Source organism: Streptomyces hypolithicus, assembly GCF_052934925.1.
The window spans coordinates 1,350,276-1,374,546 of sequence record NZ_CM128811.1 but is presented as its reverse complement, the minus strand read 5'-3'; the positions used below and the strand labels follow the sequence as shown (position 1 = coordinate 1,374,546).

At 70.0% G+C, this 24,271-nt stretch carries 21 protein-coding genes, 5 tRNA genes and 1 pseudogene; 17 read left to right on the top strand and 10 right to left on the bottom strand.

Annotated elements, in window-relative coordinates; all coding sequences use genetic code 11:
- Position 1: 1 nt before the first annotated feature.
- The 5 genes from ACU6WZ_RS06260 to ACU6WZ_RS06240 all read right to left on the bottom strand — a co-directional run bounded on the left by ACU6WZ_RS06260 (position 2) and on the right by ACU6WZ_RS06240 (position 8,745).
- Positions 2 to 3,211 (bottom strand): nitrate- and nitrite sensing domain-containing protein, encoded by a 3,210-nt coding sequence (locus ACU6WZ_RS06260; protein WP_447032123.1) that lies wholly within the window; start codon positions 3,209 to 3,211, stop codon positions 2 to 4.
- A 338-nt stretch (positions 3,212 to 3,549) separates the two neighbouring features.
- Positions 3,550 to 4,131, bottom strand: a complete 582-nt coding sequence (locus ACU6WZ_RS06255) for a GTP-binding protein (RefSeq protein WP_214909311.1) — start codon at positions 4,129 to 4,131, stop codon at positions 3,550 to 3,552.
- Positions 4,112 to 4,519 (bottom strand): DUF742 domain-containing protein, encoded by a 408-nt coding sequence (locus ACU6WZ_RS06250; RefSeq protein ID WP_447032122.1) that lies wholly within the window; start codon positions 4,517 to 4,519, stop codon positions 4,112 to 4,114. The genes ACU6WZ_RS06255 and ACU6WZ_RS06250 overlap by 20 nt, the downstream gene beginning before the upstream one ends.
- Positions 4,520 to 4,641: 122 nt before the next feature.
- A complete protein-coding gene (locus ACU6WZ_RS06245; RefSeq protein WP_037649408.1) occupies positions 4,642 to 5,055 on the bottom strand; it encodes a roadblock/LC7 domain-containing protein in 414 nt (137 codons plus the stop codon).
- A gap of 9 nt (positions 5,056 to 5,064) precedes the next feature.
- On the bottom strand, positions 5,065 to 8,745 hold the full coding sequence (locus tag ACU6WZ_RS06240; protein ID WP_447032121.1) for a sensor histidine kinase: 3,681 nt from the start codon (positions 8,743 to 8,745) through the stop codon (positions 5,065 to 5,067).
- A 576-nt stretch (positions 8,746 to 9,321) separates the two neighbouring features.
- Here ACU6WZ_RS06240 and ACU6WZ_RS06235 point away from each other — a divergent pair.
- From ACU6WZ_RS06235 to ACU6WZ_RS06195, 9 genes are all read left to right on the top strand, one after another.
- Positions 9,322 to 9,495 (top strand): hypothetical protein, encoded by a 174-nt coding sequence (locus ACU6WZ_RS06235; protein WP_447032120.1) that lies wholly within the window; start codon positions 9,322 to 9,324, stop codon positions 9,493 to 9,495.
- 184 nt (positions 9,496 to 9,679) lie between these two features.
- Positions 9,680 to 10,486, top strand: coding sequence for a fumarylacetoacetate hydrolase family protein (locus ACU6WZ_RS06230; RefSeq protein ID WP_447032119.1), 807 nt, complete (start codon positions 9,680 to 9,682; stop codon positions 10,484 to 10,486).
- A complete protein-coding gene (gltX, locus tag ACU6WZ_RS06225; protein ID WP_447032118.1) occupies positions 10,479 to 11,963 on the top strand; it encodes a glutamate--tRNA ligase in 1,485 nt (494 codons plus the stop codon). Before ACU6WZ_RS06230 ends, gltX begins: the two co-directional genes overlap by 8 nt.
- 99 nt (positions 11,964 to 12,062) lie before the next feature.
- Complete coding sequence (locus tag ACU6WZ_RS06220; protein WP_447032117.1) at positions 12,063 to 12,785, top strand: HAD family hydrolase; 723 nt, start codon at positions 12,063 to 12,065, stop codon at positions 12,783 to 12,785.
- A gap of 86 nt (positions 12,786 to 12,871) precedes the next feature.
- A tRNA-Gln gene (locus tag ACU6WZ_RS06215) sits at positions 12,872 to 12,943 on the top strand.
- Positions 12,944 to 12,994: 51 nt separating this feature from the next.
- A tRNA-Glu gene (locus tag ACU6WZ_RS06210) sits at positions 12,995 to 13,067 on the top strand.
- Positions 13,068 to 13,130: 63 nt separating this feature from the next.
- Positions 13,131 to 13,203, top strand: a tRNA-Glu gene (locus ACU6WZ_RS06205).
- 43 nt (positions 13,204 to 13,246) lie between these two features.
- Positions 13,247 to 13,318, top strand: a tRNA-Gln gene (locus ACU6WZ_RS06200).
- Between the two features lie 37 nt (positions 13,319 to 13,355).
- Positions 13,356 to 13,428: transfer RNA gene (locus ACU6WZ_RS06195), tRNA-Glu, on the top strand.
- A 77-nt stretch (positions 13,429 to 13,505) separates the two neighbouring features.
- Here the strand turns inward: ACU6WZ_RS06195 and ACU6WZ_RS06190 are convergent.
- A complete protein-coding gene (locus ACU6WZ_RS06190; protein ID WP_447032116.1) occupies positions 13,506 to 13,754 on the bottom strand; it encodes an SCO4226 family nickel-binding protein in 249 nt (82 codons plus the stop codon).
- 190 nt (positions 13,755 to 13,944) lie between these two features.
- Entirely contained in the window at positions 13,945 to 14,664 is a 720-nt protein-coding gene (gene ndgR / locus ACU6WZ_RS06185; RefSeq protein WP_028813744.1) for an IclR family transcriptional regulator NdgR, read from the bottom strand.
- Between the two features lie 188 nt (positions 14,665 to 14,852).
- On the opposite strand from ndgR, the gene leuC reads away from it, so the two are divergent.
- From leuC to ACU6WZ_RS06165, 4 genes are all read left to right on the top strand, one after another.
- On the top strand, positions 14,853 to 16,277 hold the full coding sequence (gene leuC, locus ACU6WZ_RS06180) for a 3-isopropylmalate dehydratase large subunit (RefSeq protein ID WP_447032115.1): 1,425 nt from the start codon (positions 14,853 to 14,855) through the stop codon (positions 16,275 to 16,277).
- A gap of 11 nt (positions 16,278 to 16,288) precedes the next feature.
- A complete protein-coding gene (gene leuD / locus ACU6WZ_RS06175) occupies positions 16,289 to 16,882 on the top strand; it encodes a 3-isopropylmalate dehydratase small subunit (protein WP_447033888.1) in 594 nt (197 codons plus the stop codon).
- 192 nt (positions 16,883 to 17,074) lie between these two features.
- Positions 17,075 to 17,302 carry an SCO5555 family protein gene (locus tag ACU6WZ_RS06170; protein ID WP_447032114.1) on the top strand — a complete coding sequence of 76 codons (228 nt, stop codon included), beginning with the start codon at positions 17,075 to 17,077 and terminating at the stop codon, positions 17,300 to 17,302.
- A 144-nt stretch (positions 17,303 to 17,446) separates the two neighbouring features.
- Entirely contained in the window at positions 17,447 to 18,127 is a 681-nt protein-coding gene (locus ACU6WZ_RS06165; protein ID WP_447032113.1) for an HU family DNA-binding protein, read from the top strand.
- Positions 18,128 to 18,467: 340 nt separating this feature from the next.
- On the opposite strand, the pseudogene cofC reads toward ACU6WZ_RS06165, so the two are convergent.
- Positions 18,468 to 19,127, bottom strand: a pseudogene (cofC, locus tag ACU6WZ_RS06160) (2-phospho-L-lactate guanylyltransferase); the annotation flags it as partial.
- A gap of 151 nt (positions 19,128 to 19,278) precedes the next feature.
- Here cofC and ACU6WZ_RS06155 point away from each other — a divergent pair.
- The 3 genes from ACU6WZ_RS06155 to ACU6WZ_RS06145 all read left to right on the top strand — a co-directional run bounded on the left by ACU6WZ_RS06155 (position 19,279) and on the right by ACU6WZ_RS06145 (position 22,298).
- Positions 19,279 to 20,031, top strand: coding sequence for a lysophospholipid acyltransferase family protein (locus tag ACU6WZ_RS06155; protein WP_447032111.1), 753 nt, complete (start codon positions 19,279 to 19,281; stop codon positions 20,029 to 20,031).
- A 59-nt stretch (positions 20,032 to 20,090) separates the two neighbouring features.
- The gene (locus tag ACU6WZ_RS06150; protein ID WP_447033886.1) at positions 20,091 to 21,041 is read left to right on the top strand and encodes an NAD(P)H-dependent glycerol-3-phosphate dehydrogenase; all 951 of its coding nucleotides are present in this window, start codon (positions 20,091 to 20,093) and stop codon (positions 21,039 to 21,041) included.
- A 99-nt stretch (positions 21,042 to 21,140) separates the two neighbouring features.
- A complete protein-coding gene (locus tag ACU6WZ_RS06145; protein ID WP_447032109.1) occupies positions 21,141 to 22,298 on the top strand; it encodes a D-alanine--D-alanine ligase family protein in 1,158 nt (385 codons plus the stop codon).
- Positions 22,299 to 22,335: 37 nt separating this feature from the next.
- Here ACU6WZ_RS06145 and ACU6WZ_RS06140 read toward each other — a convergent pair whose 3' ends face one another.
- A complete protein-coding gene (locus ACU6WZ_RS06140; RefSeq protein ID WP_447032107.1) occupies positions 22,336 to 22,806 on the bottom strand; it encodes a DUF3515 domain-containing protein in 471 nt (156 codons plus the stop codon).
- Positions 22,807 to 22,826: 20 nt separating this feature from the next.
- Complete coding sequence (locus ACU6WZ_RS06135; RefSeq protein ID WP_447032106.1) at positions 22,827 to 23,060, bottom strand: Lrp/AsnC family transcriptional regulator; 234 nt, start codon at positions 23,058 to 23,060, stop codon at positions 22,827 to 22,829.
- A 203-nt stretch (positions 23,061 to 23,263) separates the two neighbouring features.
- Between ACU6WZ_RS06135 and ACU6WZ_RS06130 the strand changes: the two genes are divergently transcribed.
- On the top strand, positions 23,264 to 24,235 hold the full coding sequence (locus tag ACU6WZ_RS06130; protein ID WP_447032105.1) for a thiamine-phosphate kinase: 972 nt from the start codon (positions 23,264 to 23,266) through the stop codon (positions 24,233 to 24,235).
- Positions 24,236 to 24,271: the final 36 nt, after the last annotated feature.

Genomic DNA, 24,271 nt, shown 5'->3' with positions numbered 1-24,271 from the left:
ACTAACGCTCCTGGTTGTAGGTGTTGCCATGGCCACCCTGCTGATCGTAAGTGGCCGCTGTGTTCGTGTCCGTTCCCGCGTTGCGTCCCTGCTGGACACCGCGGCGCAGGTTGCTCAGCCTGCCCCGCACGTCCTCGGGTGCGCGGGAGACCTGGGGGCCGCCCTGCGGGGTCTGCTCCGCGGTGCCCTCGACCAGATTGGCCTTGGGTACCCGGCGGGGAAGGCCGGAGGAGGTGACTCCGCCCGCCTGGGGCTCACGGAGCTTCTCGGCCCGCTGCCAGCGCTCGTCGTTCGACGAACGCCAGTCCTCCACGCCGTCACCGGTGCTGACGACGCCGCCCTTGCCGTCCGTGCCCTGCTGCGGCAGGTCCTGCTGCTGCCGCGAGTCGGCCACGGGCCGCTGCGCCGGCGGTCCGGCGGATGGTGCCGCGGGCTCCTCGGCGGGCTGCCAGTGCTGCTGGCCGCCTCGGCGCGGGAGCCCCGCGTCGGTCAGCTCGGGGCCGGTGGCCGGGGCGGAACCGGGACGCTCGAACCCTACGCGCTCACGGTCGTTCGCGGGAGCGTCGGGCGCAGATTCCGGTTCCTGACCGAACTCGCTTTCGTAGCCACCCTGGTAGGAATTCTGATCCTGCCAGTTCCCCTGGTGGGAGGGCGAATCGTAGGTGTTGTCGTACGTCGCCTGAGGCGCGGCGCGGTCCTGGTAGTCGGACTCCGGATAGGCCTGGTAGGCAGGCGCAGGGTAGTCGTCGAATCCGCTCTGGCCGTAGGCGGGCTGCTGCGGCTGGTCGTAGCCCTGCTCGTGCCCGTCGTACGCCGCCTGCGGGTCGTCGTAACCGCCCTGCTGTCCTACCTCGTCGCGGTACAGCGGACGCTCGCCCGGTCCGGCCTGCGCCTCCAGCTGCGCGCGACGCTCCTCGCGCATCAGCGAGCGGCCCACCGGGTCCAGCTCACTCGCGTCGTCCGGGACCTCGGTGTAGCGCGAGTCGTCGAAGCCCAGCTCGGCCGCGGTGCGCATGGGGGCCTTCTCGAAGGACGGCTGCGCGGGAATGATGGAGGAGACCGTGAAGTCGTCGTGGGGGAGTGCCTCGCCGCCACCACCGTGCGTGATGGCATCCGGCAGCATGACCAGCGACGTGGTGCCGGCCTGCTCGCCCGAGGGCCGCAGCTGGACCCGGATGCTGTGGCGGTCCGCGAGGCGGCCGACCACGAACAGGCCCATGCGCTGCGAGACGGCGGCGTCCACTGTCGGCGGGTTCGCCAGCTTGTGGTTGATGTCCGCGAAGTCCTCGGCGGTGAGGCCGATGCCCTTGTCGTGGATCTCCACCATGACGCGGCCGTCGGGCAGCCGGGTCGCGGTGACCCGCACCTTCGTCTGCGGCGACGAGAACGTGGTGGCGTTCTCCAGCAGCTCGGCCAGCAGGTGCACGAGGTCGGTCACGGCCTGGCCGTGGATCTCCGACTCCGGTACGCCGCTCAGCTCGATGCGCTCGTAGCTCTCCACCTCGGACGAGGCGGCGCGCAGCACGTCGACCAGCGGCACGGGCTGGTTCCAGCGGCGGCCCGGCTCCTCGCCGGCGAGGACCAGCAGGTTCTCACCGTTACGGCGCATACGGGTCGCGAGGTGGTCCAGCTTGAAGAGGTTCTCCAGCTGGTCCGGGTCGGCCTCGTTGTTCTCCAGGCCGGTGATCAGCGTCAGCTGGCCCTCGATCAGCGACTGGTTACGCCGCGAGAGGTTGGTGAAGATCGCGTTGACGTTGCCCCGCAGCATGGCCTGCTCGGCGGCGAGCCGGACGGCCTCGCGGTGCACCTGGTCGAAGGCCCGGGCGACCTCGCCGATCTCGTCGTGCGACGTGATCGGGATCGGCTCCACGCGGGTGTCGACGCGGCCCGGCTCCGTACGGGAGAGCTGGTCGACCAGCATCGGCAGGCGCTGCTCGGCGATGCCGAAGGCGGCCGTACGCAGCTGGCGCATCGCGTTGGACATCTGGCGGGCCATGAGGCCGGCCAGGATGACGGAAGCGAGCAGCGCGATGACCACGATCAGACCGTTGACGATGGCGTCGGTCTTGGCCTCGGACGAGATCGTGCCTGCCTCGTTCAGCGATTCGGCGACCAGGTCCTTCTCGATCTCCGTGTAGCCGTCGAACTTGGCAGTGGAGGCGGCCATCCAGGCCTCGGGCGTGATGCCCTTCGCCTTCAGGTCGGACGGCTTGCCCTGGCCGATCTCCTCTGCCATGCCGGCCAGTACGGAGCCGTCCTTGCTCGGCGGAGCCACGAACTTGATGCCCGCCTGGTCGGCCTGCTGCTTGGCGGTGGCGAGCTTCTCGGCGCCGTCCTCCGCTTTGCCCTTCATGATCCGCTTGAGCTTGTCGACGTCTGCCTGCCTGGCACCGGACACGTACTCGCCCAGGGCGATCTGCTCAAGGTAATTGTACGAGTTGAAGGCGACCGACTGCTTCGCGAGCTTGTCCGCGTCTGCGCTCGGGCGGATCAGGAGGTGCAGGCCGATGGAGCGCTGCAGCGAGGCGGCGGCCTTGGAGAGCTGGATGGCGTACACCGCCCGGCCGTAGCTCGTGACGTTGCCGGATTCCAGGCTGAGCTCGTTGGAGAGCTCCATCAGGTAGTGCTGGACCTGGACGTAGCCCTCTTCGGTCTTGACCGGGTCGAGGGCCTCGCTGTACGCGACCTTGCGCAGCGCGGGGAGCTTCGGCTCCGCCTTCGCGAACAGGTCGAGGCGGCGCCTGAGATTCGGGTTGTCGGGCAGGCCCTCGGTGGCGGCATCGAAGTTCTTCGCGGCCTCGTCGGTCGCGGCGTACGCCTGCTTGACTTCGGTGCTGTTGCGCTTGTTCTGCAGAAGCGGCGCGGCGGTGAGGTCACGCTCGTTGAGCAGTGCCTGGCTGTACTCCGAGGCTGCGCCGATGAGGACGGCGGTCTTCTCGGCGTCCTGGGCGTCCTGCCAGGTGTCGATCGAGCCCTTGACCTGGAAGCCGCCCATGACGAGGCCGACCAGCACGGGTATGAGCAGGATCGCGTTCAGCCTGGTGGGCACGCGCCAGTTGCGCGGCGCGAAACGGCTGCTGCTGCCGCTGGCCGCGCCACCGCTGCTCACCGCGGCGCCGGCGGGCGAGGCCGCGGCGGACGTCGCTGTGCGCGGCGGCGGGGTGAAGTTGCCCCGCGCCTGCTGCTGTGCGGAGCTGTCGCTACGCCTCACTCGACCAACAACCTCTCGGCGCCGGCACCTACGTCGTGCCGTCTTTCTTGTTCAGGGCCGTACTACTCGGGAGTTCGACGAATTCCAGCACGTCGAGCCGCTGCTTCCAAACACCCGGAACTGGCCGTTCAGAGTGGTGTAAGCCTCAGATAAAACGGTCAAAAAGAGCGAGCCCCGCCAAAAGGCGGGGCCGAGGTGAGCGCAGTGACACCAGGTGAACGCAACCTGTGGCCGCAGCCGGGCAATTCTCTGTCGAAACGTTATGAACACAGGGGTGGAGAGTGTCAAAGGACACAATCCACCCCCGTCAGGCTATGACAACTGCCGTATATGGGCGACTACTTGAGTCGTGCCATCAGCGCGTGCTCGACGAGCGTGATGAGACCGCTCTTGGCGTCGGCCCGGTGACGGGCGTCGGTGGTGATGATCGGGGTGCCGGGGCCGATCTGCAGGGCCTCGCGCACCTCGTCCGGAGTGTAGGGCTGATGTCCCTCGAAGCCGTTGAGGGCGATGACGAACGGCAGCCCGCTGTTCTCGAAGTAGTCGACCGCCGGGAAGCAGTCGGCCAGCCGCCGGGTGTCGACCAGGACGATCGCGCCGATCGCGCCGCGCACCAGGTCGTCCCACATGAACCAGAAGCGGTCCTGGCCGGGCGTACCGAAGAGGTACAGGATCAGGTCCTGGTCCAGCGTGATACGGCCGAAGTCCATGGCGACGGTGGTCGTCGTCTTGCCCCCGGTGTGCGTGAGGTCGTCGATACCTGCGCTGGCGCTGGTCATGACGGCCTCGGTGCGCAGCGGGTCGATCTCCGAGACGGCTCCGACGAACGTGGTCTTGCCCACGCCGAAACCACCCGCCACCACGATCTTCGCCGACGTGGTGGAGCGGGCCGCTCCGCTGCTAGAGCTTCCGAAGTCCACTGAGCACCCTTTCGAGCAGTGTGACATCCGGCGTGCCGCCGGCCTCTCCATTGCCCGGCTGGTGGATCGCCACCATGCCGGCTTCCGCCAGGTCGGCGACCAGGATCCGGGCCACCCCCAGCGGCATCGACAGCAGCGCGGAGACTTCCGCCACCGACTTGACCTCGCGACACAGCTGGCATATCCGCTGGTGCTCGGGCAGGAGTGAGGCGAGATGCGCCGGGTCGGCTGTGGTGCTGACCAGCGCCTCGATGGCGAGCTGGTAGCGGGGCCGGGTCCGGCCGCCGGTCATCGCGTAAGGACGCACCAGCGGCTGGTCGCCTTCCTGATCGTACGACGCGTCGAGGCGCGCTCCGTACGGATCATGAGAGGCGTGGGGCGGGGTCATGGATCCTCCGGGCATGACAGCAGCGGGTCGGCGTGCCGTCTGACGGGGCCGGGGTGGGGGGCAAGTGCGCGCGGCCTGACGGTTTCAATCTCGGCAATACGGCGGTACCTGGCCTGCGCGGACTAGTGGAGCAGGCTGCCCTGGAGCTCCGCACGGAGATCCGGGGTGAGGACGCTGCCGGCCCGGTCGACCAGCAGCGCCATCTCGTAGCCCACCAGACCGATGTCGCAGTCGGGGTGTGCGAGCACGGCCAGCGAGGAGCCGTCCGAGACGGACATCAGGAAGAGGAAACCGCGCTCCATCTCGACGACGGTCTGGGTCACGGCCCCGCCCTCGAAGATCCGGGACGCCCCCGCGGTCAGCGAGGTCAGGCCGGAGGCCACGGCCGCCAGCTGGTCGGCACGGTCACGCGGGAAACCTTCGGACATCGCCAGAAGGAGTCCGTCGGCGGAGACCACCACCGTGTGGGACACCCCAGGGGTGTTGTCCACGAAGTTGGTGATCAACCAGTTCAGATTCTGCGCCGCCTGGCTCATCGGACTCAACTAACGCTCCTGCTGGTGAGTGGGGTCAATGCGGAAACTGCCGGTCGACTGGCCGCTGCCGGCCTGCCGGCCCTGCTGGATACCCCGACGAAGATTGGTCAGCCGGCCGCGTACGTCGTCAGGCGCACGCGAGACCTGCGGACCGGTCTGGTGGTTCTGCTGCTGCGCGGTTCCGGGCACCAGATTGGCACGCGGGACGCGACGCGGCAGACCCGAGGTCGTGACACCGCCGGCTGCGGGCTTCTTGACCCGCTCGGCCTGCCGTACGAGTTCGTCGTTCGGCGAGGTGCGCCAGGAGGCGCCGTTGGTGGCGTTCGTACCGTTGGCGGCGCTGCTCGCGGCGCCCGTCTCACGCGCCTGGGCGCGCTGCGGCATCGCGGGGCCCGCGGCGGGTGCCCCGGGCGACTGCTGCGGCGCCGGGTGTCCCGGCTCGTGGGGTGCGGCCGGTGCCTGCGGCGCGTTCTGCTGCTGGAACCAGTTGGACTCGAGGGTGTCGAACAGCGGCGTACGGCCGTCCCCGGGACCGGAGGCGGGCGGCAGCTCGTGCTGCGGCGGCTGCGGAGGCAGGCTCGCGGCGGGCTGACGCTGCGCGCCGACGGCGCCGTTGCCGGGGCCGCCCGCGCCACCGGCCTTGCCGGGCCGGCGCGGCGCCACCGGGCCGAGGCCCTGGGGGCCGCTCTGGCCGGGGCCCGCCGGGGGGCGGCCCTGACCCGGGTGCCTGCCCTGGTCGGGTGCTGCGCCCTGCGGCGCGTTGAAGTCCGGGCGGGCGAACTGCTCGGTGGCCGCCGCGTTCTGCGGGGCCTGGAGCTCGGGCCGCTGGTACTGGCCCGGACGGCCGTTGCCGGGGTTGCTGTTGCGCGGGGCGCCCGGCGCCGGGCGCGCGAACTGGCCCGTGGCAGCGGGGTCCACCGGACCTCGTACGTCGGACCGCTCGAACTGGCCCCCCGCCTGGCCCCCCGTGGACGGGGACGCCGGCGCGGGCGGCGGAGCGTCGAAGTCCGGGCGCTGGAACTGCGCCGTGGAGCCCTGGCCGGCCGCGTTGCGGCCGGCGGTGTCCGCCTCTTCGTGACCGCGCGGCTGGTCGTTGCCCCAGCTGGTGGCCTGCGGGCGGACCGGACGCTGCGGGGCGCCGCCCGCACCAGGCAGCTCTGGGCGCGGACCGCCGTTGCGAGGCTGTGTCTGCGGCGGCTGCGGCGGACGGCCCTGGTCGGCGGGGCCACTCTGCTGGAAGCCGTTCTGCCGTACGTCGCCACGCTCACGGTTGCCCGTCGGCCGGGTGCCGCCACCGGCGCCGAACGCACCGGCGAGGCCGCCGCCCTGACCACTCTGACCACCCTGGCCGCCACCGGGCTGCGGTCCCTGACCGCCGCCGGCGCCGTCGCGACCGGGCAGCGCCGCACGCGGACCTGAGCCCGCGACCTGGCCGCGCTGCGCACCGGGACCGGAGGGCAGCCGGCCCGCCGGAGCGGGGCCGCTGCTGAGGCCGGGGCGCCCGGCGCCAGCCGAAGGCACCTGCGGCTGCGCGGAGGCACCGGGCTTGGCCGGGGCCTTCTTGCCGCCCTGGGCGACGTCGACGGGCAGCATGACCAGCGCGGTCGTACCACCGGAGTCGGAGGGGCGCAGCTGGATGCGGATGCCGTGTCGCAGCGACAGGCGGCCGACTACGAACAGACCCATGCGGCGCGAGACCGACACGTCCACGGTGGGCGGCGAGGCGAGCCGCTCGTTGATCGCCGCGAGGTCCTCGGGGGAGAGGCCGATGCCGGTGTCGTGGATCTCGACGAGCACGCGCCCGTCGGGCAGCGCGTGACCGGTGACGCGGACCTTGGTCTGCGGAGAGGAGAACGAGGTGGCGTTCTCCAGCAGCTCGGCGAGCAGGTGCACGAGGTCGTTGACCACGCGGCCCGCGACCTCGGTGCCGGGCACCGACGACAGCTCGATGCGCTCGTACTGCTCCACCTCGGACGCGGCGGCACGCAGCACGTCGACGAGCGGCACGGGCCGGGTCCAGCGCCGGCCGGGCTCCTCACCGGCGAGAACCAGCAGGTTCTCACCGTTACGGCGCATGCGGGTCGCGAGGTGGTCGAGCTTGAAGAGCGAGGACAGCTGGTCGGGGTCGGCCTCGCGCGACTCCAGCTCGGAGATGAGCGAGAGCTGGCGCTGGATGAGACCCTGCGAACGGCGCGACAGGTTGGTGAACATCGCGTTGACGTTGCCTCGCAGCAGCGCCTGTTCGGCGGCCAGTCGGACCGCCTCACGGTGCACGTCGTCGAAGGCCGCGGCCACCTTGCCGATCTCGTCGCGCGAGTGCACACCGACGGACTCCACGGACGTGTCGACGTCCTGCGGGTCCGTCTCGGACAGCTGCTTGACGAGCTCGGGCAGACGTTCCTGGGCGACGGTGGTGGCGGTGTCCTGGAGCCGGCGCAGCGACCGGATCATGGAGCGGGCCACGACGAACGCGCCGACCAGCGAGACGCCGAGGACGAGCAGGATCAGCGCACCGTTGAGGATGGCGTCCTGCTGCGAGTCCTGGCGCAGCTCACGGGCCTTCTGCTCCATCTCGTTGAGGAGCGTGGCCTCGATCCGCTTCATCGCTTCGATCTTGGTGGAGTCGGCGTCGGCCCAGTCCATGTACGAGCGCGGACTGCGGTCCCGCAGGCCGTCCGGGTACGAGAGCACCCGCTGCGCGTACTTGTCGGAGGCCGCGATGATGGCGTCGCCCTCGTCCAGCGGCGCGGTCAGCGCTTCGGCGTCGCCCGCGTACACGTGGGCGAACGTGTTGCGTGCGGCTTCCTCGCTCTCCATCGCGGACTTGGCGAAGAGCCGGTCGCCCTCGTTGAGCTTGCCGCGCTCCCGGTCGTTGGGCGGCAGTGCCGCGGCGATGATCGCGCGCTGGATGGACGCGTACTCCTTGGCCGAGGAGAAGGCCGACAGGGCCCGCGTGCGCTTGATCATCTCCGGGTTGGAGGTGGCCTGGGCCATGTCCTGGGAGAGCGACAGCAGCGAAGCGATCAGCTGGCTGTAGTTGTTGACCGTCTGCGAGTTGGACGTCTGGGTGTACGCGTCCTCGCGGATCTGCTGGATCGAGTTCAGGCGTCCGGCGATGTCACGGAGGTTGACCTGGATGCTCTGCAGGCTCTCGTCGCCCTGCGCGTCGATGTCGTTGGTGCCCGCGATGAACGCCTGCCGCGCCCGGTCGGTCTTGTCCCGGGGACCCTTGACCTTGAAGTCGGCGGGGCTGGTGCCGTTGGCGAGCGGACCGGCCGACTTGTCGCGCTCATCCTGGAGCGCGATGGCGAGTTCGGTCGCCTGCTCGGTCATCTCGGTCAGCAGCTGCATGTGCTCCAGCTGCTCCATGTCGTTCATGGACTCGTTGATACGCAGGCCACCGAGGGTGGTCGCCGCGACCACCGGCAGCGCCAGCAGGGAAACCAGTCGGGTACTGATGCGCCAGTTGCGCAGGGCTATTCGGGAGCCGGTGAGATTCGGCTCCTTGCCCCGCGCCGCAGCGGCCTGCTCACTGCCGCCCTGCGTCCCGGCGCGACCGGCACGCTCGCCGCCACCGACCTTGGCCGGCGCCGCATTTTGGGCGTGCTGGGGCGAGGATCCGCGGTCGGTCCCGCCACGCGGCTCCTGCTCCGCCGCAGCGCTGCCATCCCTCTTGAAACGTCCCTGCACTAGCGTCGCAACCTCTGGACCAGGCGTTCCCCCGCGTGAACGGCGGAACGGTGTCGAGTCGTGGGGCACCGAGCGGGCCCCATGGGTGGTCGTGAGTGACCGGCGATTCTCCCCCTACCCGCCGTCACTCGGCGCTGCGTCGCGCCGTGTGCGCCGGGTTCAAGTCTCGCGGCGGTCCGTGGAATTCCAGCACAGTGCCGGATCTCCAACAAGGCCCGCGTGTCGAGCCGTGACACGAGTGACACCGAGTGGTTGCCGTGTAACAAGGCGTAGGAAGTGATCAGCGTTAAACGGGGCAAAGCAGAACGAGTCTCTTAGGGGTAGGGGGTGTCCCAGTCCTGATGATCAGGAGCGGAATGGGACCTTCGGTGGGCTAATGTCCGTTTTCAGGAGCGGCGAGTGGCGCCTGAAATGGTCGAAATGCCCGCCATCTCGTGAGGAAACTCACACGCTGTTCCCGACTGCTTCACATCTTCGGCGGGGATGACGCTGTTTAGCCTGGCGCTTTACAGGCATGGCGAAACCGACCACCACCGCGCCCATCCGGCGCCGTACCGACAAGGCCACGAACCCCTCATGAAGACCTCGACGATCTTCCGCAGCACCGCCAACCCGCGCCGCACCACGCTGGCGCATCTCGAGGACGCCGTGGACCTGATCACCGCCGCGCGGCCCGAGCACGCCATGGAGCTGCCCTCGGAGACCGCCAACCCGCGCCGGACCATCCTGATGGAAGCCCCGGCCGCCTAGGGGGTGTCTGACAATTTCCCCGGGCGTCGCGACGCCGCGGGGAATTGATCAGACACCCCCTAGCGCCTGTCCGGCGGATCAGGCCGGAGAGGCACAGGAGCTGTACGGGAGGCGGGCCCCCTCACCCGCGTTAGCCTGGGGCGTCAGTCTCCAGCCAGCAGCAAGTAAGGGGCGGCAGCATCCCGTGCGCATCGCCAGGTTCTCCATCGACGGCAATGTCGCCTTCGGCGCGGTCAGCGCGTCCGCCGGCGATGGCGGCCGCGACGACCTCGTCCTCGACATCATCAAGGGCATTCCGTACGCCGACTTCGAGCTCTCCGGCGTCAAGGTCCCGCTGAGCAAGGTCCGTCTTCTGTCGCCCGTGCTCCCCAGCAAGGTCGTGGCCATCGGCCGCAACTACGCGGAGCACGCGGCGGAGCTCGGCAACGCCGTCGTTGACGATCAGGGCCGCCCGGAAGCCCCGATCGCCTTCTTCAAGCCGTCCACCTCGGTGGCCGGCCCCGGAGACGGCATCGCGTACCCCTCCTTCTCCAGCGAGCTGCACCACGAGGCCGAACTGGCCGTGGTCATCGGCCGGATGTGCCGCGAGGTTCCGCGCGAGCGCGTCAAGGACGTCATCCTCGGCTACACCTGCGCCAACGACGTCACCGCGCGTGACGTCCAGCGCCGCGAGAAGCAGTGGGCCCGCGCCAAGGGCTTCGACACCTCGTGCCCGCTCGGCCCCTGGGTGGAGACCGACGTCGACCCCGGCGACCTCACCATCCAGTGCACGGTCAACGGCGAACAGCGCCAGCTCGGCCGGACCAGCGACATGATCCACTCCGTCGAGGACCTGGTCGTGCACATCAGCGAGGCGATGACGCTGCTCCCCGGCGACGTCATCCTCACCGGCACCCCGGCTGGGGTCGGACCGCTCAACGTCGGCGACGAAGTCGCCGTCACCATCGAAGGCATCGGCACTCTCACCAACAAGGTGATCAAGCGTGGATAGCGCACCCCTCTCCCCGGTCCGTGTACGTTTCTGCCCCTCGCCGACCGGGAACCCCCACGTGGGCCTGGTCCGCACCGCCCTGTTCAACTGGGCGTACGCCCGGCACACCGGCGGCACCATGGTCTTCCGCATCGAGGACACCGACGCGGCCCGCGACTCCGAGGAGTCGTACACCATGCTGCTCGACTCGATGCGCTGGCTCGGCCTCGACTGGGACGAAGGCCCCGAGGTGGGCGGCCCGCACGCCCCGTACCGCCAGTCCGAGCGCATGGACATCTACCGGGACGTGGCGGACAAGCTCCTCGCCGCCGGCCACGCCTACCACTGCTTCTGCACCACGGAGGAGCTGGACGTACGCCGCGACGCGGCCCGCGCCGCCGGCCGTCCCTCCGGATACGACGGCCACTGCCGCGAGCTGACCGCCGAGCAGAAGGCGGCGTACGGGACCGAGGGCCGCGCCTCGATCGTCCGCTTCCGGATGCCCGACGAGACGATCACCTTCACGGACCTGGTCCGCGGCGAGCTGACCTTCCAGCCGGAGAACGTCCCGGACTTCGGCATCGTCCGCGCGAACGGCGCCCCGCTCTACACGCTCGTCAACCCCGTCGACGACGCGCTGATGGAGATCACCCACGTGCTGCGCGGCGAGGATCTGCTGTCCTCCACCCCGCGCCAGATCGGTCTCTACAAGGCGCTGATCGAGCTGGGCATCGCCAAGGAGATCCCGCACTTCGGGCACCTCCCCTACGTCATGGGCGAGGGCAACAAGAAGCTCTCCAAGCGCGACCCCGAGTCGTCCCTGAACCTCTACCGGGAGCGCGGTTTCCTGCGCGAGGGCCTGCTCAACTACCTCTCGCTGCTCGGCTGGTCCATCGCCGAGGACCGCGACATCTTCTCCGTGGAGGAGATGGTCGCCGCCTTCGACATCGCGGACGTCAACGCCAACCCGGCGCGCTTCGACCTGAAGAAGTGCGAGCACGTCAACGCCGAGCACCTGCGCATGCTGTCGCCCGCCGACTTCATCGCGGCCTGCGAGCCCTGGCTCAAGGCGCCGTACGCCAACTGGAAGCCCGAGTCCTTCGACCGGGCCGCGTTCGAGGCGATCGCCCCGCACGCCCAGACGCGCCTGACGGTCCTGTCCGACATCACCGCCAACGTCGACTTCCTGTTCCTCGACGAGCCGGTGGAGGACGAGGCGTCCTGGGCGAAGGCGATGAAGGGCGACCCGGCCGCCCTCCTCACCACGGCCCGCGCCAAGCTCGCCGGCGCCGACTGGACGAGCCCCCAGTCCCTCAAGGAGGCCGTCCTGGCGGCCGGCGAGGAGCACGGCCTCAAGCTCGGCAAGGCCCAGGCCCCGGTCCGCGTCGCGGTCACCGGCCGCACAGTGGGCCTCCCGCTCTTCGAGTCCCTGGAGATCCTGGGCGAGACCCGCACCCTCGCCCGCATCGACGCGGCCCTGGCCAAGCTCACCGCGTAGGCGCCGACAGCGCCCGTACGGGCGGAAGGGCCCGCAAGCCACGGCGCCACGGCTTGCGGGCCCTTCGCCCTTACGGGGGCCGTGGGTAGGGTCGAAACCATGCCGATTCGCGCCGTGCTCTGGGACATCGACGACACGATCTTCGACTACGCGACCGCCGATACCGCCGGCATGCGGGACCATCTCGCCGCCGAGGGGCTGCTGGCGGGGTACGGATCCGTCGACGAGGCGCTGGGCCGGTGGCGGGAGCTCACCGAGCTGCACTGGGCGCGGTTCGCCGCCGGAGCGGCCGGTTTCGAGGAGCAGCGGCGCGATCGGGTGCGGGACTTCCTCGGTACGGGGGCGATGACCGACGAGGCGGCCGACGCGTGGTTCCTGCGGTACGTCCGCCACTACGAGGCCGCGTGGAAGCTCTTCCCCGACGCGGTGCCCGTACTGGACGTGCTCGCCGCCGACTACCGGCACGCCGTGCTGTCCAACTCGAGCGTCCACAACCAGGACCGCAAGCTGCGCGTCCTGGGCGTGCGGGACCGGTTCGAGGCACTGCTGTGCGCCGCGGAACTGGGTGTCTCCAAGCCCGCCCCGGAGGCCTTCCACGCCGCCTGTGACGCGCTGCGGCTCGCGCCGCACGAGGTCGCGTACGTCGGTGACCAGCCCGACATCGATGCCCGGGGCGCCGTCGACGCCGGACTGGTCGGCATCTGGCTCGACCGCGGCGGACTCGGCTGCCGGCCCGAGCTGGTCCGCATCACCGGGCTCGCGCAGCTACCTGGGTTGTTGCGGGCTGATACCCGTTTTGGAGCGCCGTCCACCTTCGGGTAATGTTCTTTCTGCGCCGCTCGCGAGGGCCTAAAGGTCAGGTCGGGAAGCGCAACCAAACAGACCCCCATCAGGGGGTTGAGTTTTGGTGGGCTATGGTGTAATTGGCAGCACGAGGGTTTCTGGTTCCCTTAGTCTAGGTTCGAGTCCTGGTAGCCCAGCTCGCAGGAGCTGTTGAAGTACAAGCAGAAGTACTAGCAGTCGTCTGCAAGGCCCCCGTTGTGTAGCGGCCTAGCACGCCGCCCTCTCAAGGCGGTAGCGCCGGTTCGAATCCGGTCGGGGGTACAGATCCTTTCTTTCCACCACCTCCGGGTCGCTCCTGGATGCGGTGACGTAGGGATCGCCAAGGCCCCCGTTGTGTAGCGGCCTAGCACGCCGCCCTCTCAAGGCGGTAGCGCCGGTTCGAATCCGGTCGGGGGTACTGGTTCAATCATACCGGTCCGGACTATTGGTCTAGACCATTGTGGGCTATGGTGTAATTGGCAGCACGAGGGTTTCTGGTTCCCTTAGTCTAGGTTCGAGTCCTGGTAGCCCAGCGCAGTAACAGCAAGAGGCAGTAACAGCAAGAAACAGGCCCCCGTTGTGTAGCGGCCTAGCACGCCGCCCTCTCAAGGCGGTAGCGCCGGTTCGAATCCGGTCGGGGGTACGCGAACGGACAAGGCTCTCCACCCATCAGTGGGGAGCCTTTCCGCTGTGTCAAGGCACTGTCCGCGCTCCGGATGATCACGCGGTGAGCGGCACCGGGTTGATCTCGTCCGCCGGATGACCGGCTCGCGTGTGGACGCGCTGCACGGCCTCCACCGAGGGCCCCTCGGACAGGCAGTACACATTCCCCGACTCCGGGTCGGCCCACGCCTGCCTGAAGTGCACGCCTTCCTCGGCCTCGATCTTGAGATCCGCGCTGTGCGCCTCGTACAGCTGCTCGCCGGTGATGCCCTTCATCCCGCGGTGGACATCCATGAACTCGGCCATGACCCGCACCTCCTCGTCGCACCGGGCCCGGGGCGGCTTCCGCGGTCCGGACGCCGACCGCTGCGGGGACCCGTCGTACTCCCTATCGTCCCACCGGCCCCGCCGACGCACCTGCCCAGACACGCGCCGACCCGCCGCCCGGTCTCCGGCGAGTGAGCCGGAGGCGAACCGAGCCCCCAGCGAACACAGTTCAGCCGCCCGAGCGGCGCAGGGCCTCCGAGAGGCGCGCGGCGGAGTCGATGACGGCCTGGGCGTGCATGCGGCCCGGATGCCGGGTCAGCCGCTCGATCGGTCCCGACACCGAGACGGCCGCGACCACGCGGTTGGAGGGCCCGCGCACCGGCGCCGACACCGAGGCCACGCCCGGCTCGCGCTCACCGATCGACTGGGCCCAACCGCGGCGGCGTACCCCCGACAGGGCGGTCGCCGTGAAGCGGGCCCCCTGGAGACCTCGGTGCAGCCGCTCGGGCTCCTCCCAGGCCATCAGGATCTGGGCCGAAGAGCCCGCCTTCATGGTGAGCGTCGAGCCGACCGGGACGGTGTCCCGCAGTCCGGACAGCCGCTCGGCCGCCGCCACGCAGATCCGCATGTCACCCTGCCGGCGGTAGAGCTGGGCGCTCTCGCCGGTCACGTCCCGCAGGTGCGTGAGCACGGGCCCGGCCGTGGCCAGCAGTCGGTCCTCGCCGGCCGCGGCCGAGAGCTCCGACAGGCGGGGGCCGAGAATGAAACGGCCCTGCATGTCCCTCGCCACCATCCGGTGGTGTTCCAGTGCCACGGCAAGGCGATGTGCCGTGGGTCGTGCAAGCCCGGTCGCCGCGACCAGCCCGGCGAGGGTGGCCGGACCGGACTCCAGGGCGCTCAGTACCAGAGCTGCCTTGTCGAGAACGCCGACGCCGCTAGAGTTGTCCATGCGTCGATACTCGCGTCTCACTCTGTGAAACGCAAGTTCAATTTTCGCGGGAACTTGCGAACCTGGAGGAGAGGCCGCACAACGGCCCGTGGCCACCGCCCCTAGCCACCGCGCCCCGCACGGGGGTCAAGGCGGCGGCGAACCGATCTCTAGATGGGCCGGCGAAGACGCCGGTCGAAGGGAAAGCGATGGGTAGGACACTCGCGGAGAAGGTCTGGGACGACCATGTCGTCCGGCGCGCCGAGGGCGAGCCCGATCTCCTCTTCATCGATCTGCACCTGCTGCACGAGGTGACCAGCCCGCAGGCCTTCGACGGTCTGCGTCAGGCCGGCCGCCCGGTGCGACGCCTCGACCTCACCATCGCCACCGAGGACCACAACACCCCGACCCTCGACATCGACAAGCCCATCGCCGACCCGGTCTCGCGGGTCCAGCTGGAGACGCTGCGCAAGAACTGCGCCGACTTTGGGGTGCGGCTGCACCCCCTCGGCGACGTGGAGCAGGGCGTTGTCCACGTGGTGGGACCGCAGCTGGGACTGACCCAGCCCGGCACCACCGTCGTCTGCGGCGACAGCCACACCTCCACCCACGGCGCCTTCGGCGCGCTGGCGTTCGGCATCGGCACCAGCCAGGTCGAGCACGTGCTGGCCACCCAGACGCTGCCGATGGCCCCGCCGAAGACCATGGCCATCACGGTCGAGGGCGAACTGCCCGCCGACGTGACCGCCAAGGACCTGATCCTCGCCATCATCGCGAAGATCGGCACCGGCGGCGGTCAGGGGTACGTACTCGAATACCGCGGCCCCGCCATCGAGAAGCTCTCGATGGAGGCCCGGATGACCATCTGCAACATGTCGATCGAGGCCGGCGCGCGGGCAGGCATGATCGCCCCCGACGCCACCACGTTCGACTACCTGCGGGGCCGGGCGCACGCCCCGCAGGGCGAGGACTGGGACGCCGCCGTCACGTATTGGCGCACGCTGCGCACCGATGACGACGCGGTCTTCGACGCCGAGGTCGTCATCGACGCCGCCGCACTGGCCCCGTTCGTCACCTGGGGCACCAACCCCGGCCAGGGCGCGCCCCTGTCGGCGAACGTCCCCGACCCCGCTTCGTACGAGGACGCTTCGGAACGCTTCGCCGCCGAAAAGGCCCTGGAATACATGGGGTTGACCGCGGGCCAGCCGCTGCGTGACATCAGGGTCGACACCGTCTTCGTAGGTTCGTGCACCAACGGCCGTATCGAGGACCTGCGGGCCGCCGCCGCGCTCGTGGACGGCCGCAAAGTCGCCGACGGGGTACGGATGCTGGTCGTCCCGGGCTCGGTGCGCGTCGCTCTGCAGGCCATCGAGGAGGGGCTGGACAAGGTGTTCACCGCCGCCGGCGCCGAATGGCGGCACGCGGGCTGCTCGATGTGTCTGGGCATGAACCCCGACCAGCTGGTTCCCGGTGAGCGCTGCGCGTCCACCTCCAACCGCAACTTCGAGGGCAGGCAGGGCAAGGGCGGCCGCACCCATCTGGTGTCGCCGCAGGTGGCCGCCGCCACCGCGGTCCTGGGCCACCTGGCCGCGCCCGCCGACCTGTCCGACGCCCCGACGCTCGTGGAGGCCTGAGCAGCATGGCCATGGAAGCTTTCACCGCACACACCGGCCGGGCCGTCCCGCTGCGCCGCAGCAACGTCGACACCGACCAGATCATCCCGGCCCACTGGCTGAAGAAGGTCACCCGCGACGGCTTCGAGGACGGGCTGTTCGAGGCCTGGCGCAAGGATCCCACGTTCGTCCTCAACCGCCCCGAGCGGGCAGGCGCCACGGTCCTGGTGGCGGGCCCCGACTTCGGTACCGGGTCCTCCCGCGAGCATGCCGTCTGGGCCCTGCAGAACTACGGCTTCAAGGCCGTGATCTCCTCGCGCTTCGCCGACATCTTCCGCGGCAACTCGCTCAAGAACGGCCTGCTGACCGTCGTGCTCGACCAGAAGGTCGTCGACGCTCTCTGGGACCTGGCCGAGGCGGACCCGACGGCCGAGATCACCGTCGACCTTGAGGACCGGCAGGTCAGGGCCGAAGGCATCACGGCCGATTTCGACCTTGACGAGAACGCCCGCTGGCGTCTGCTCAACGGCCTGGACGACATCAGCATCACCCTCCAGAACGAGCCGGACATCGCGGCATACGAGGCCACGAGGCCCTCTTTCAAGCCAAGTACCGTGCAGGTCTGACGCTCTCGTTTCACTCCGTTGCCCCCCGCCGTTCACGGCGGGGGGCAACGGCATGTTTCGGCCCCAACTGCCGTGACACGCGCAGGAGATGTGCCGCTCGCGGGCCGCCTTCGAGCGGCGTTTCGGAGGCCCGGATTCCGTTAGTTGCCCCCGCCGCAGGCGACAACTCGCCCCAGATGGCACAATCGGTGCATGGAACGCGACAGCCAACTCGAGCTCTACGAGGCAGTCGCGGACCGGCTGAAAGAAGCACACACAAGGGTGCGCACACTGCAAGTCCCGGAGGGCGTACGGATGGCGCTGTCTCGGAAGCTGCTGGTCATAACGGCCGCGGCGAAACACGATCTCGCCGACGCGGCAAGGCGCCTGGACAGATTGATGAAGGACCTCGACGAGGGTCGATTCCCTGAAGGCAACTGAGACCTCTCGAACTCCCAAGAGGTCTACTTCGTTGCGGCACTAGGGTGATTAGCCCGTTTCGTGTTTGATTTGCGGTATATATCTGCCTAACGTGCGAAAAAGCTTGAACGCATTCGTTCTGGCAATGTCTCCGAAGGGGAAGACGTGAACAAGGCGCAGCTCGTAGAAGCGATTGCAGACAAGGTCGGCGGTCGCCAGCAGGCCGCCGACGCGGTCGACGCGGTACTCGACGCGATCGTCCGTGCAGTGGTCGCCGGCGACCGTGTTTCGGTCACCGGCTTCGGATCGTTCGAGAAGGTCGACCGCCCGGCCCGGTACGCCCGCAACCCGCAGACGGGTGAGCGCGTACGGGTCAAGAAGACCTCGGTTCCGCGCTTCCGCGCCGGTCAGGGCTTCAAGGACCTGGTCAGCGGCTCGAAGAAGCTCCCGAAGAACGACGTGGCCGTCAAGAAGGCCCCCAAGGGCAGCCTCTCGGGCGGTTCTTCCACCCGTACGACCGCCAAGGCAGCGGCCAAGAAGGCCACCGCGAAGAAGGCGACCGCGACCAGGAAGGCCACCGCCGCCAAGAAGGCGGTGCCGGCCAAGAAGACCGCCGCGGGCACCGCCACCGCCAAGAAGACGACCGCCAAGAAGACCACCGGGACGGCCAAGACGACCTCAGCCGCCGCGAAGAAGGCCACCGGGTCCAAGAAGGCCACGCCTGCGGCCAAGAAGGCCACCGCCAACAAGACTGCGCCGGCCAAGAAGGCCACCGCGAAGAAGGCCCCGGCCAAGAAGGCCACGGCCCGTACGACCACCGCCAAGAAGGCCACTGCCCGCAAGTAGTGCGGCAGCGAGGATTCACGCGCCGGGCCGGGCTCCCTCCGGGGAGCCCGGCCCGCGGTGTGTCCGGGGGCGGGCGGCACCGGCCCGCCGGGCGGGCCCCTCAGAACGTCTGGAGCGTCACCAGGGTGATGCGCAGGGCCGCGCCCTCGCCGTCCCCCTCGATACGCACGCGCTGCCCAGGGCGCAGCAGCCGCAGGCCGCCCGCGTCGAAGGCCGGGGCGTCGAAGTCCACCGGGGTGCCGTCGTCGAGCAGCACACTGCCGCTGCGGGTCTGGGAGTCGTACGTGAACGCGGTCGCCTGCATGGCCGCAGCGTATCGGCCGCCGAGCCGTGCGCTCAGCCCGGCCGTGCGCGGGCCCACGCCCAGTGCCACGGCCGCCAGCAGATCGTCCCCCGTGTCCACGTCCTGACGTACGGAATCGACTCCGGCCAGCGGGATTTCCGTGGCTCCCCCGGCCGAATGCCGGGCCCGCGAAGAGCCCCCGAAGGACGGATTCAATTCCGAGCCGGGAGCGGAGGAAAGCAGCGTCGTACCGATTCCGGCCGCATCCGCCAGAAATGCGCGCGGAAATGCGGCGGCGTAATCGAGCACCTGCTGCAATTCGCTGGGCCTGAGTGCGGGAAGATCCGCATTCAGCGCCGCGACGGCGGCGCGGGGCCGCCGGGCACGGACGGTCCGCGCCCCGTGCGCCAGCGCGGCGTTGAGACCGGCCGCCGGGGCGTCCGTGACGACGCGTGCCCCCAGGGCGGTCAGGGCTCCTCCCGCCGCGGCGTCGTCCGTGACGACCACCACATCGCGCACCACGGCGCAGGCCAGTGCCGCGGCCACGGTGTCCTCGGCGAAGGCGAGCGCGAGCCCCGGGCGGAGCGCCTCGCCCGCCGTGGGGGCGAGCCTGCTCTTGGCCAGCAACAGGGGCTTGAGGGGGACGACCAGGGACCAGGAGGCGGTCCGGGGCGTGTTCAGTGGCGGGCCCTCCGTCCAGTGCGCGGCGGGCCCCATTGTGGCCTGTCCGTGGCAGAAACCGGAGGTCCGGGGTGCGGCCCGGGGCGTACGGTGTTCTCGACAGACTGGGGCCATGGGGCGACACTTGTGCGGCTGATCGGGCACGCATGTTCACTGCAGCCAGGTCGCGCAAGAGGAAGGTGTCTGAGTGTCCCGCCGCAGAATCGGCTTCTGGTACCGCCTGGCAGCGGTCATCGCCAAACCGCCGCTGGTGGTGCTGTTCAAGCGGGACTGGCGGGGAATGCAGCACATTCCGGCCGAGGGCGGATTCATCACCGCGGTCAATCACAACTCGTATCTGGACCCGCTGTCCTACGGGCACTTCCAGTACAACACGGGACGCGTTCCGCGGCTGCTGGCCAAGGCGGGCCTCTTCACCACCCCGTTCGTCGGCATGATTCTGCGCGGCACGGGCCAGATTCCCGTCTACCGCGAGACGGCCAACGCCCTGGACGCCTTCCGGGCCGCCGTGGACGCCATCGAACGCGGCGAATGCGTCGCGTTCTACCCCGAGGGCACCCTGACCCGGGACCCCGACATGTGGCCGATGGCGGGAAAGACCGGAGCGGCGCGCGTCGCCCTGACGACCAGAGCGCCCGTCATCCCGGTCGCCCAGTGGGGCGCCAACCTGGCGATGCCGCCGTACGCCGAGGAGAACAAGCTCCGGCTCTTCCCGCGCAAGACCCTCTCGGTGCAGGCGGGTCCGCCCGTCGACCTCGACCGCTTTTACGGCAGGGAACCGACCCCGGACGTCCTGCGCGAGGCCACCGAGGCCATCATGACCGCCATCACGGGGCAGCTCGTCGAGCTGCGCGGCGAGCCCGCGCCCGCCGAACCGTACGACCACCGCAGGGCCCGCGCGGAGCAGCGCCGCATGGCCGAGGGAGAGAACGCGAAGTGACACGCCAGCCGGTCAAGGCGGCCGTATTCGGAACAGGCTCCTGGGGTACGGCCTTCGGCATGGTGCTGGCCGACGCGGGCTGCGAGGTGACCCTCTGGGGCCGCCGCCGCGAAGTCGCCGACGCCATCAACGACAGCCGCCAGAACCCCGACTATTTCCCGGATGTGGAGCTGCCCGCCTCGCTGCGGGCCACCACCGACCCCGCCGAGGCCGCCGAGGGGGCCGACTTCACGGTGCTGGCCGTCCCCTCGCAGACGCTGCGCGGCAACCTCGCCGCCTGGGCGCCGCTGCTGCCCGCCGACACCGTTCTCGTCTCCCTGATGAAGGGCGTCGAACTCGGCACCGCCAAGCGGATGAGCGAGGTCATCGGGGAGGTCGCCAAGGCCCCGGCCGACCGGGTCGCCGTGGTCACCGGGCCCAACCTGGCCAAGGAGATCGCGGCCCGGATGCCGGCGGCCGCGGTCGTCGCCTGCAGCGACGAAGCGGTGGCCACCCGGCTCCAGTCCGTCTGCCACACCCCGTACTTCCGCCCATACACCAACACCGACGTGGTCGGCTGCGAACTCGGCGGTGCCGTCAAGAACGTCATCGGGCTCGCCGTCGGCATCGCGGACGGCATGGGCCTCGGCGACAACGCCAAGGGCTCGCTGATCACCCGCGGCCTCGCCGAGACGACCCGCCTCGGACTGGCCATGGGCGCCGACCCCCTCACCTTCTCCGGGCTCGCCGGCCTCGGTGACCTCGTCGCCACCTGCTCGTCGCCGCTCTCGCGCAACCACACCTTCGGCACCAACCTCGGCCGCGGCATGACGCTTCAGGAGACCATCGCGGTCACCCGGCAGACCGCGGAGGGCGTGAAATCCTGCGAGTCGGTGGCCGATCTGGCCCGCCGCCACGGGATCGACATGCCCATCACGGACACGGTCGTCGACATCGTCCACAACGGGAAGCCGCCCGTCGTCGCGCTCAAGGAGCTCATGGCGCGCAGCGCCAAGCCCGAACGCCGCTGACGAACGCGGCTGACGAGCCGCGCTGATGAACGCCGCTGACGAACGCCGCCGACGAGCCGCGCTGCCGAGCCCGGCGCCACCAGGTACCCTCAACGCGATATGAGCAGCGAGAACCTCCCCCAGAGCCCTGCGCAGGAGTCCCGCAAGCCGCGGGTGGCCGTCGTCTTCGGCGGTCGCAGCTCCGAGCACGCCATCTCGGTCGTCACGGCCGGCGCCGTCCTGCGGTCCATCGACCGTGAGAAGTACGACGTACTGCCGATCGGCATCACGACGGACGGCCGCTGGGCGCTGACCGCCGACGACCCCGAGCGGATGTCCATCGCGGAACGGACGCTGCCGAGTGTCGACAACCTCGCCGAGTCCCCGGCGGGCGGCGTGGTGCTCTCCGTCGACCCCGGCAGCCGCGAAGTGGTCTACAGCGAGCCCGGATCGGTGCCCAGGGCACTGGGCGAAGTCGACGTCGTCTTCCCGATGCTGCACGGCCCGTACGGTGAGGACGGCACTCTCCAGGGCCTCCTGGAGCTCTCCGGCGTGCCGTACGTCGGCTCCGGAGTCCTCGCTTCGGCCGTCGGCCAGGACAAGGAGTACATGAAGCGCGTCTTCATCTCCTTCGGCCTGCCCGTCGGACCGTACGAGGTCGTCCGCCCCCGCGAATGGGAGCTCGACCCCTCGGCCGCGCGTAAGAAGATCCTCGGTTTCGCCGAGGAACACGGCTGGCCGCTGTTCGTCAAGCCGGCCCGCGGTGGCTCCTCGATGGGCATCACCAAGGTGAACGACCTCTCCGGTCTCGACGAAGCGATCGAGGAGGCCCGGCGCCACGACCCGAAGATCCTCGTCGAGTCACTGCTGCGCGGCCGCGAGATCGAGTGCGGCGTGCTGGAGTTCGAGGACGGGCCGCGCGCGAGCGTGCCCGCCGAGATCCCGCCCGTCACGTCCCACGACTTCTACGACTTCGAGGCCAAGTACATCGACTCGGCGTCCGGCCTGGTGCCCGCGCCGCTGACCGAGGAGCAGACCGCCGAGGTGCGCCGCCTCGCCGTCGACGCGTTCGACGCAGCCTCCTGCGAGGGCCTGGTGCGCGCGGACTTCTTCCTGCTCGACAGCGGGGAGTTCGTGATCAACGAGATCAACACGATGCCGGGGTTCACGCCCATCTCGATGTACCCGCGGATGTGGCAGGAGAGCGGGGTCTCCTACCCGGAGCTCGTGGACCGGCTGATCCAGGCGGCGCTGCGCCGCCCGACGGGACTGCGCTAGCGAGCGGTGTGCCGGACGGCCCCTGGGGCGGACCCCACTAGAGGCTGTCCGGCACCGCCTTGCGCACCGGCTTCGCGAAGACCGCGAGCGGCGTGGAGTCGTGGGCGTACTCCACCGGCAGGGTCACCTCGACGTACGCCTCGCGGTACGTCGTGGTGAAGCGGGGGCGGCCGTCCCGCTGCGGCTCGAACATCCAGTTGACGCCGTCCGCCTCCACCGCCTTCGCCTGAGGATCATCCATCTTCCCGGGCCGCGGGACCCCGCAGCGCAGTACGATCGCCGGATCTCCCCATACCGCGCTGAGGTCCGACTCCGGGTCGGCGCTGCGCCGCTGCCGCCCCTCGACGCTCTCCGGCAGTTCACCGTGCAGCGCCCGGCACACCTCGCCCTCTCGCGAGGACGGGGTGGGAACCTGGACAGCCACGGCGTCGTCCGTGAGGGAGCAACCGGAGGCGGCGAGAAGCAGCGCGGCGGACGACAGCGACAGGAGCCGGCGGGAAGAAGTCACCGGCCAAGAGTAGACGGGGGCTAGAGGTGGACGACCGGGCAGGTCAGGGTGCGGGTGATGCCGTCCACTTGCTGGACTTTGGCCACCACCATGCGGCCGAGTTCATCGACCGTGTCCGCCTCGGCGCGCACGATCACGTCGTAGGGTCCGGTCACGTCCTCGGCCTGGATCACTCCCGGAATCTTGCCGATGAGGTCGGCGACGGTCGACGCCTTGCCCACCTCGGTCTGAATGAGGATGTACGCCTGTACCACGGAACCTCCAGGGCGGCCACGAGGATCATGTGGGGGAAAGAGACGCCACCGTATCGCGTCGTCGTGGGCAGCGGGGAGTCCTGCGCGGCCGTCGCGGCACGGGGCGTGGCGTACGGCGAACAGAAGTTGACGTATGTGTTGACGGTACCTACAGCAGTGACGGCTCGCGACCGCAAGCGCACTGGGGCAGAAGGGGCACATCCATGAAGGGCACAGTGGGCGAGCTGGGGGAGTTCGGGCTCATCGACAAGCTCACCTCCCGGCTCACCACCACCCCGGCGGTACGGCTGGGGCCCGGCGATGACGCCGCTGTCGTGGCCGCACCCGACCGGCGGGTCGTGGCGAGTACGGACATCCTGCTCGAAGGCCGCCACTTCCGGCGCGACTGGTCGACGGCGTACGACGTGGGCCGCAAGGCCGCGGCGCAGAACCTCGCCGACATCGCCGCCATGGGCGCGGTCCCGACCGCGCTGCTCCTCGGCCTCGTCGTCCCCGGCGAACTCCCGGTCAGCTGGCCCACCGAGCTGATGGACGGCATCCGGGACGAGTGCCAGGTAGCGGGCGCCGCCGTCGTCGGCGGTGACGTCGTACGGGGCGACACCATCACGGTGGCGATCACCGCGCTCGGCGACCTGCGCAACCACGAACCGGTGACCCGGGGCGGCGCCAGGCCGGGCGATGTCGTCGCCGTCACCGGCTGGTTGGGCTGGTCGGCGGCCGGGCTCGCGGTGCTCTCGCGCGGCTTCCGCTCGCCGCGCGCCTTCGTCGAGGCGCATCGGCGCCCCGAGCCGCCGTACCACGCGGGCCCCGCCGCCGCCGGGCTCGGCGCGACCGCGATGACCGACGTCAGCGACGGACTTGTGGCCGACCTCGGGCACATCGCGCAGTCCAGCAAGGTCCGCATCGACCTGCGGTCGGGTCTCATCGACATCCCGACGCAGATGTCGGACATCGGGCAGGCGGTGGGCGTAGACCCGCTCCAGTGGGTCCTGACCGGGGGAGAGGACCATGCGATCGTCGCGACATTCCCGCCGGACACGAAGCTTCCCGCCCGCTGGAGGGTGATCGGGGAGGTCCTCAACCCGTCGGCGCTGCCACAGGTGACGGTCGACGGGGCGCCCTGGACGAGCAAGGGCGGCTGGGACCACTTCGCGGACATCGAGACGGGACAGTAGCCGGGAGGCGTCCGGGCCGTTTGCGGGGCGTACTAG

Bases quoted from the DNA above. Each gene is read 5' to 3' on its own strand.
- ACU6WZ_RS06250 (WP_447032122.1), bottom strand. From the start codon at position 4,519: ATGACCCCGCCCCACGCCTCTCATGATCCGTACGGAGCGCGCCTCGAC.
- ACU6WZ_RS06245 (WP_037649408.1), bottom strand. From the start codon at position 5,055: ATGAGCCAGGCGGCGCAGAATCTGAACTGGTTGATCACCAACTTCGTG.
- ACU6WZ_RS06235 (WP_447032120.1), top strand. From the start codon at position 9,322: ATGAAGACCTCGACGATCTTCCGCAGCACCGCCAACCCGCGCCGCACC.
- ACU6WZ_RS06220 (WP_447032117.1), top strand. From the start codon at position 12,063: ATGCCGATTCGCGCCGTGCTCTGGGACATCGACGACACGATCTTCGAC.
- ACU6WZ_RS06190 (WP_447032116.1), bottom strand. From the start codon at position 13,754: ATGGCCGAGTTCATGGATGTCCACCGCGGGATGAAGGGCATCACCGGC.
- ndgR (WP_028813744.1), bottom strand. From the start codon at position 14,664: ATGGACAACTCTAGCGGCGTCGGCGTTCTCGACAAGGCAGCTCTGGTA.
- leuC (WP_447032115.1), top strand. From the start codon at position 14,853: ATGGGTAGGACACTCGCGGAGAAGGTCTGGGACGACCATGTCGTCCGG.
- leuD (WP_447033888.1), top strand. From the start codon at position 16,289: ATGGAAGCTTTCACCGCACACACCGGCCGGGCCGTCCCGCTGCGCCGC.
- ACU6WZ_RS06170 (WP_447032114.1), top strand. From the start codon at position 17,075: ATGGAACGCGACAGCCAACTCGAGCTCTACGAGGCAGTCGCGGACCGG.
- ACU6WZ_RS06150 (WP_447033886.1), top strand. From the start codon at position 20,091: ATGGTGCTGGCCGACGCGGGCTGCGAGGTGACCCTCTGGGGCCGCCGC.
- ACU6WZ_RS06145 (WP_447032109.1), top strand. From the start codon at position 21,141: ATGAGCAGCGAGAACCTCCCCCAGAGCCCTGCGCAGGAGTCCCGCAAG.
- ACU6WZ_RS06130 (WP_447032105.1), top strand. From the start codon at position 23,264: ATGAAGGGCACAGTGGGCGAGCTGGGGGAGTTCGGGCTCATCGACAAG.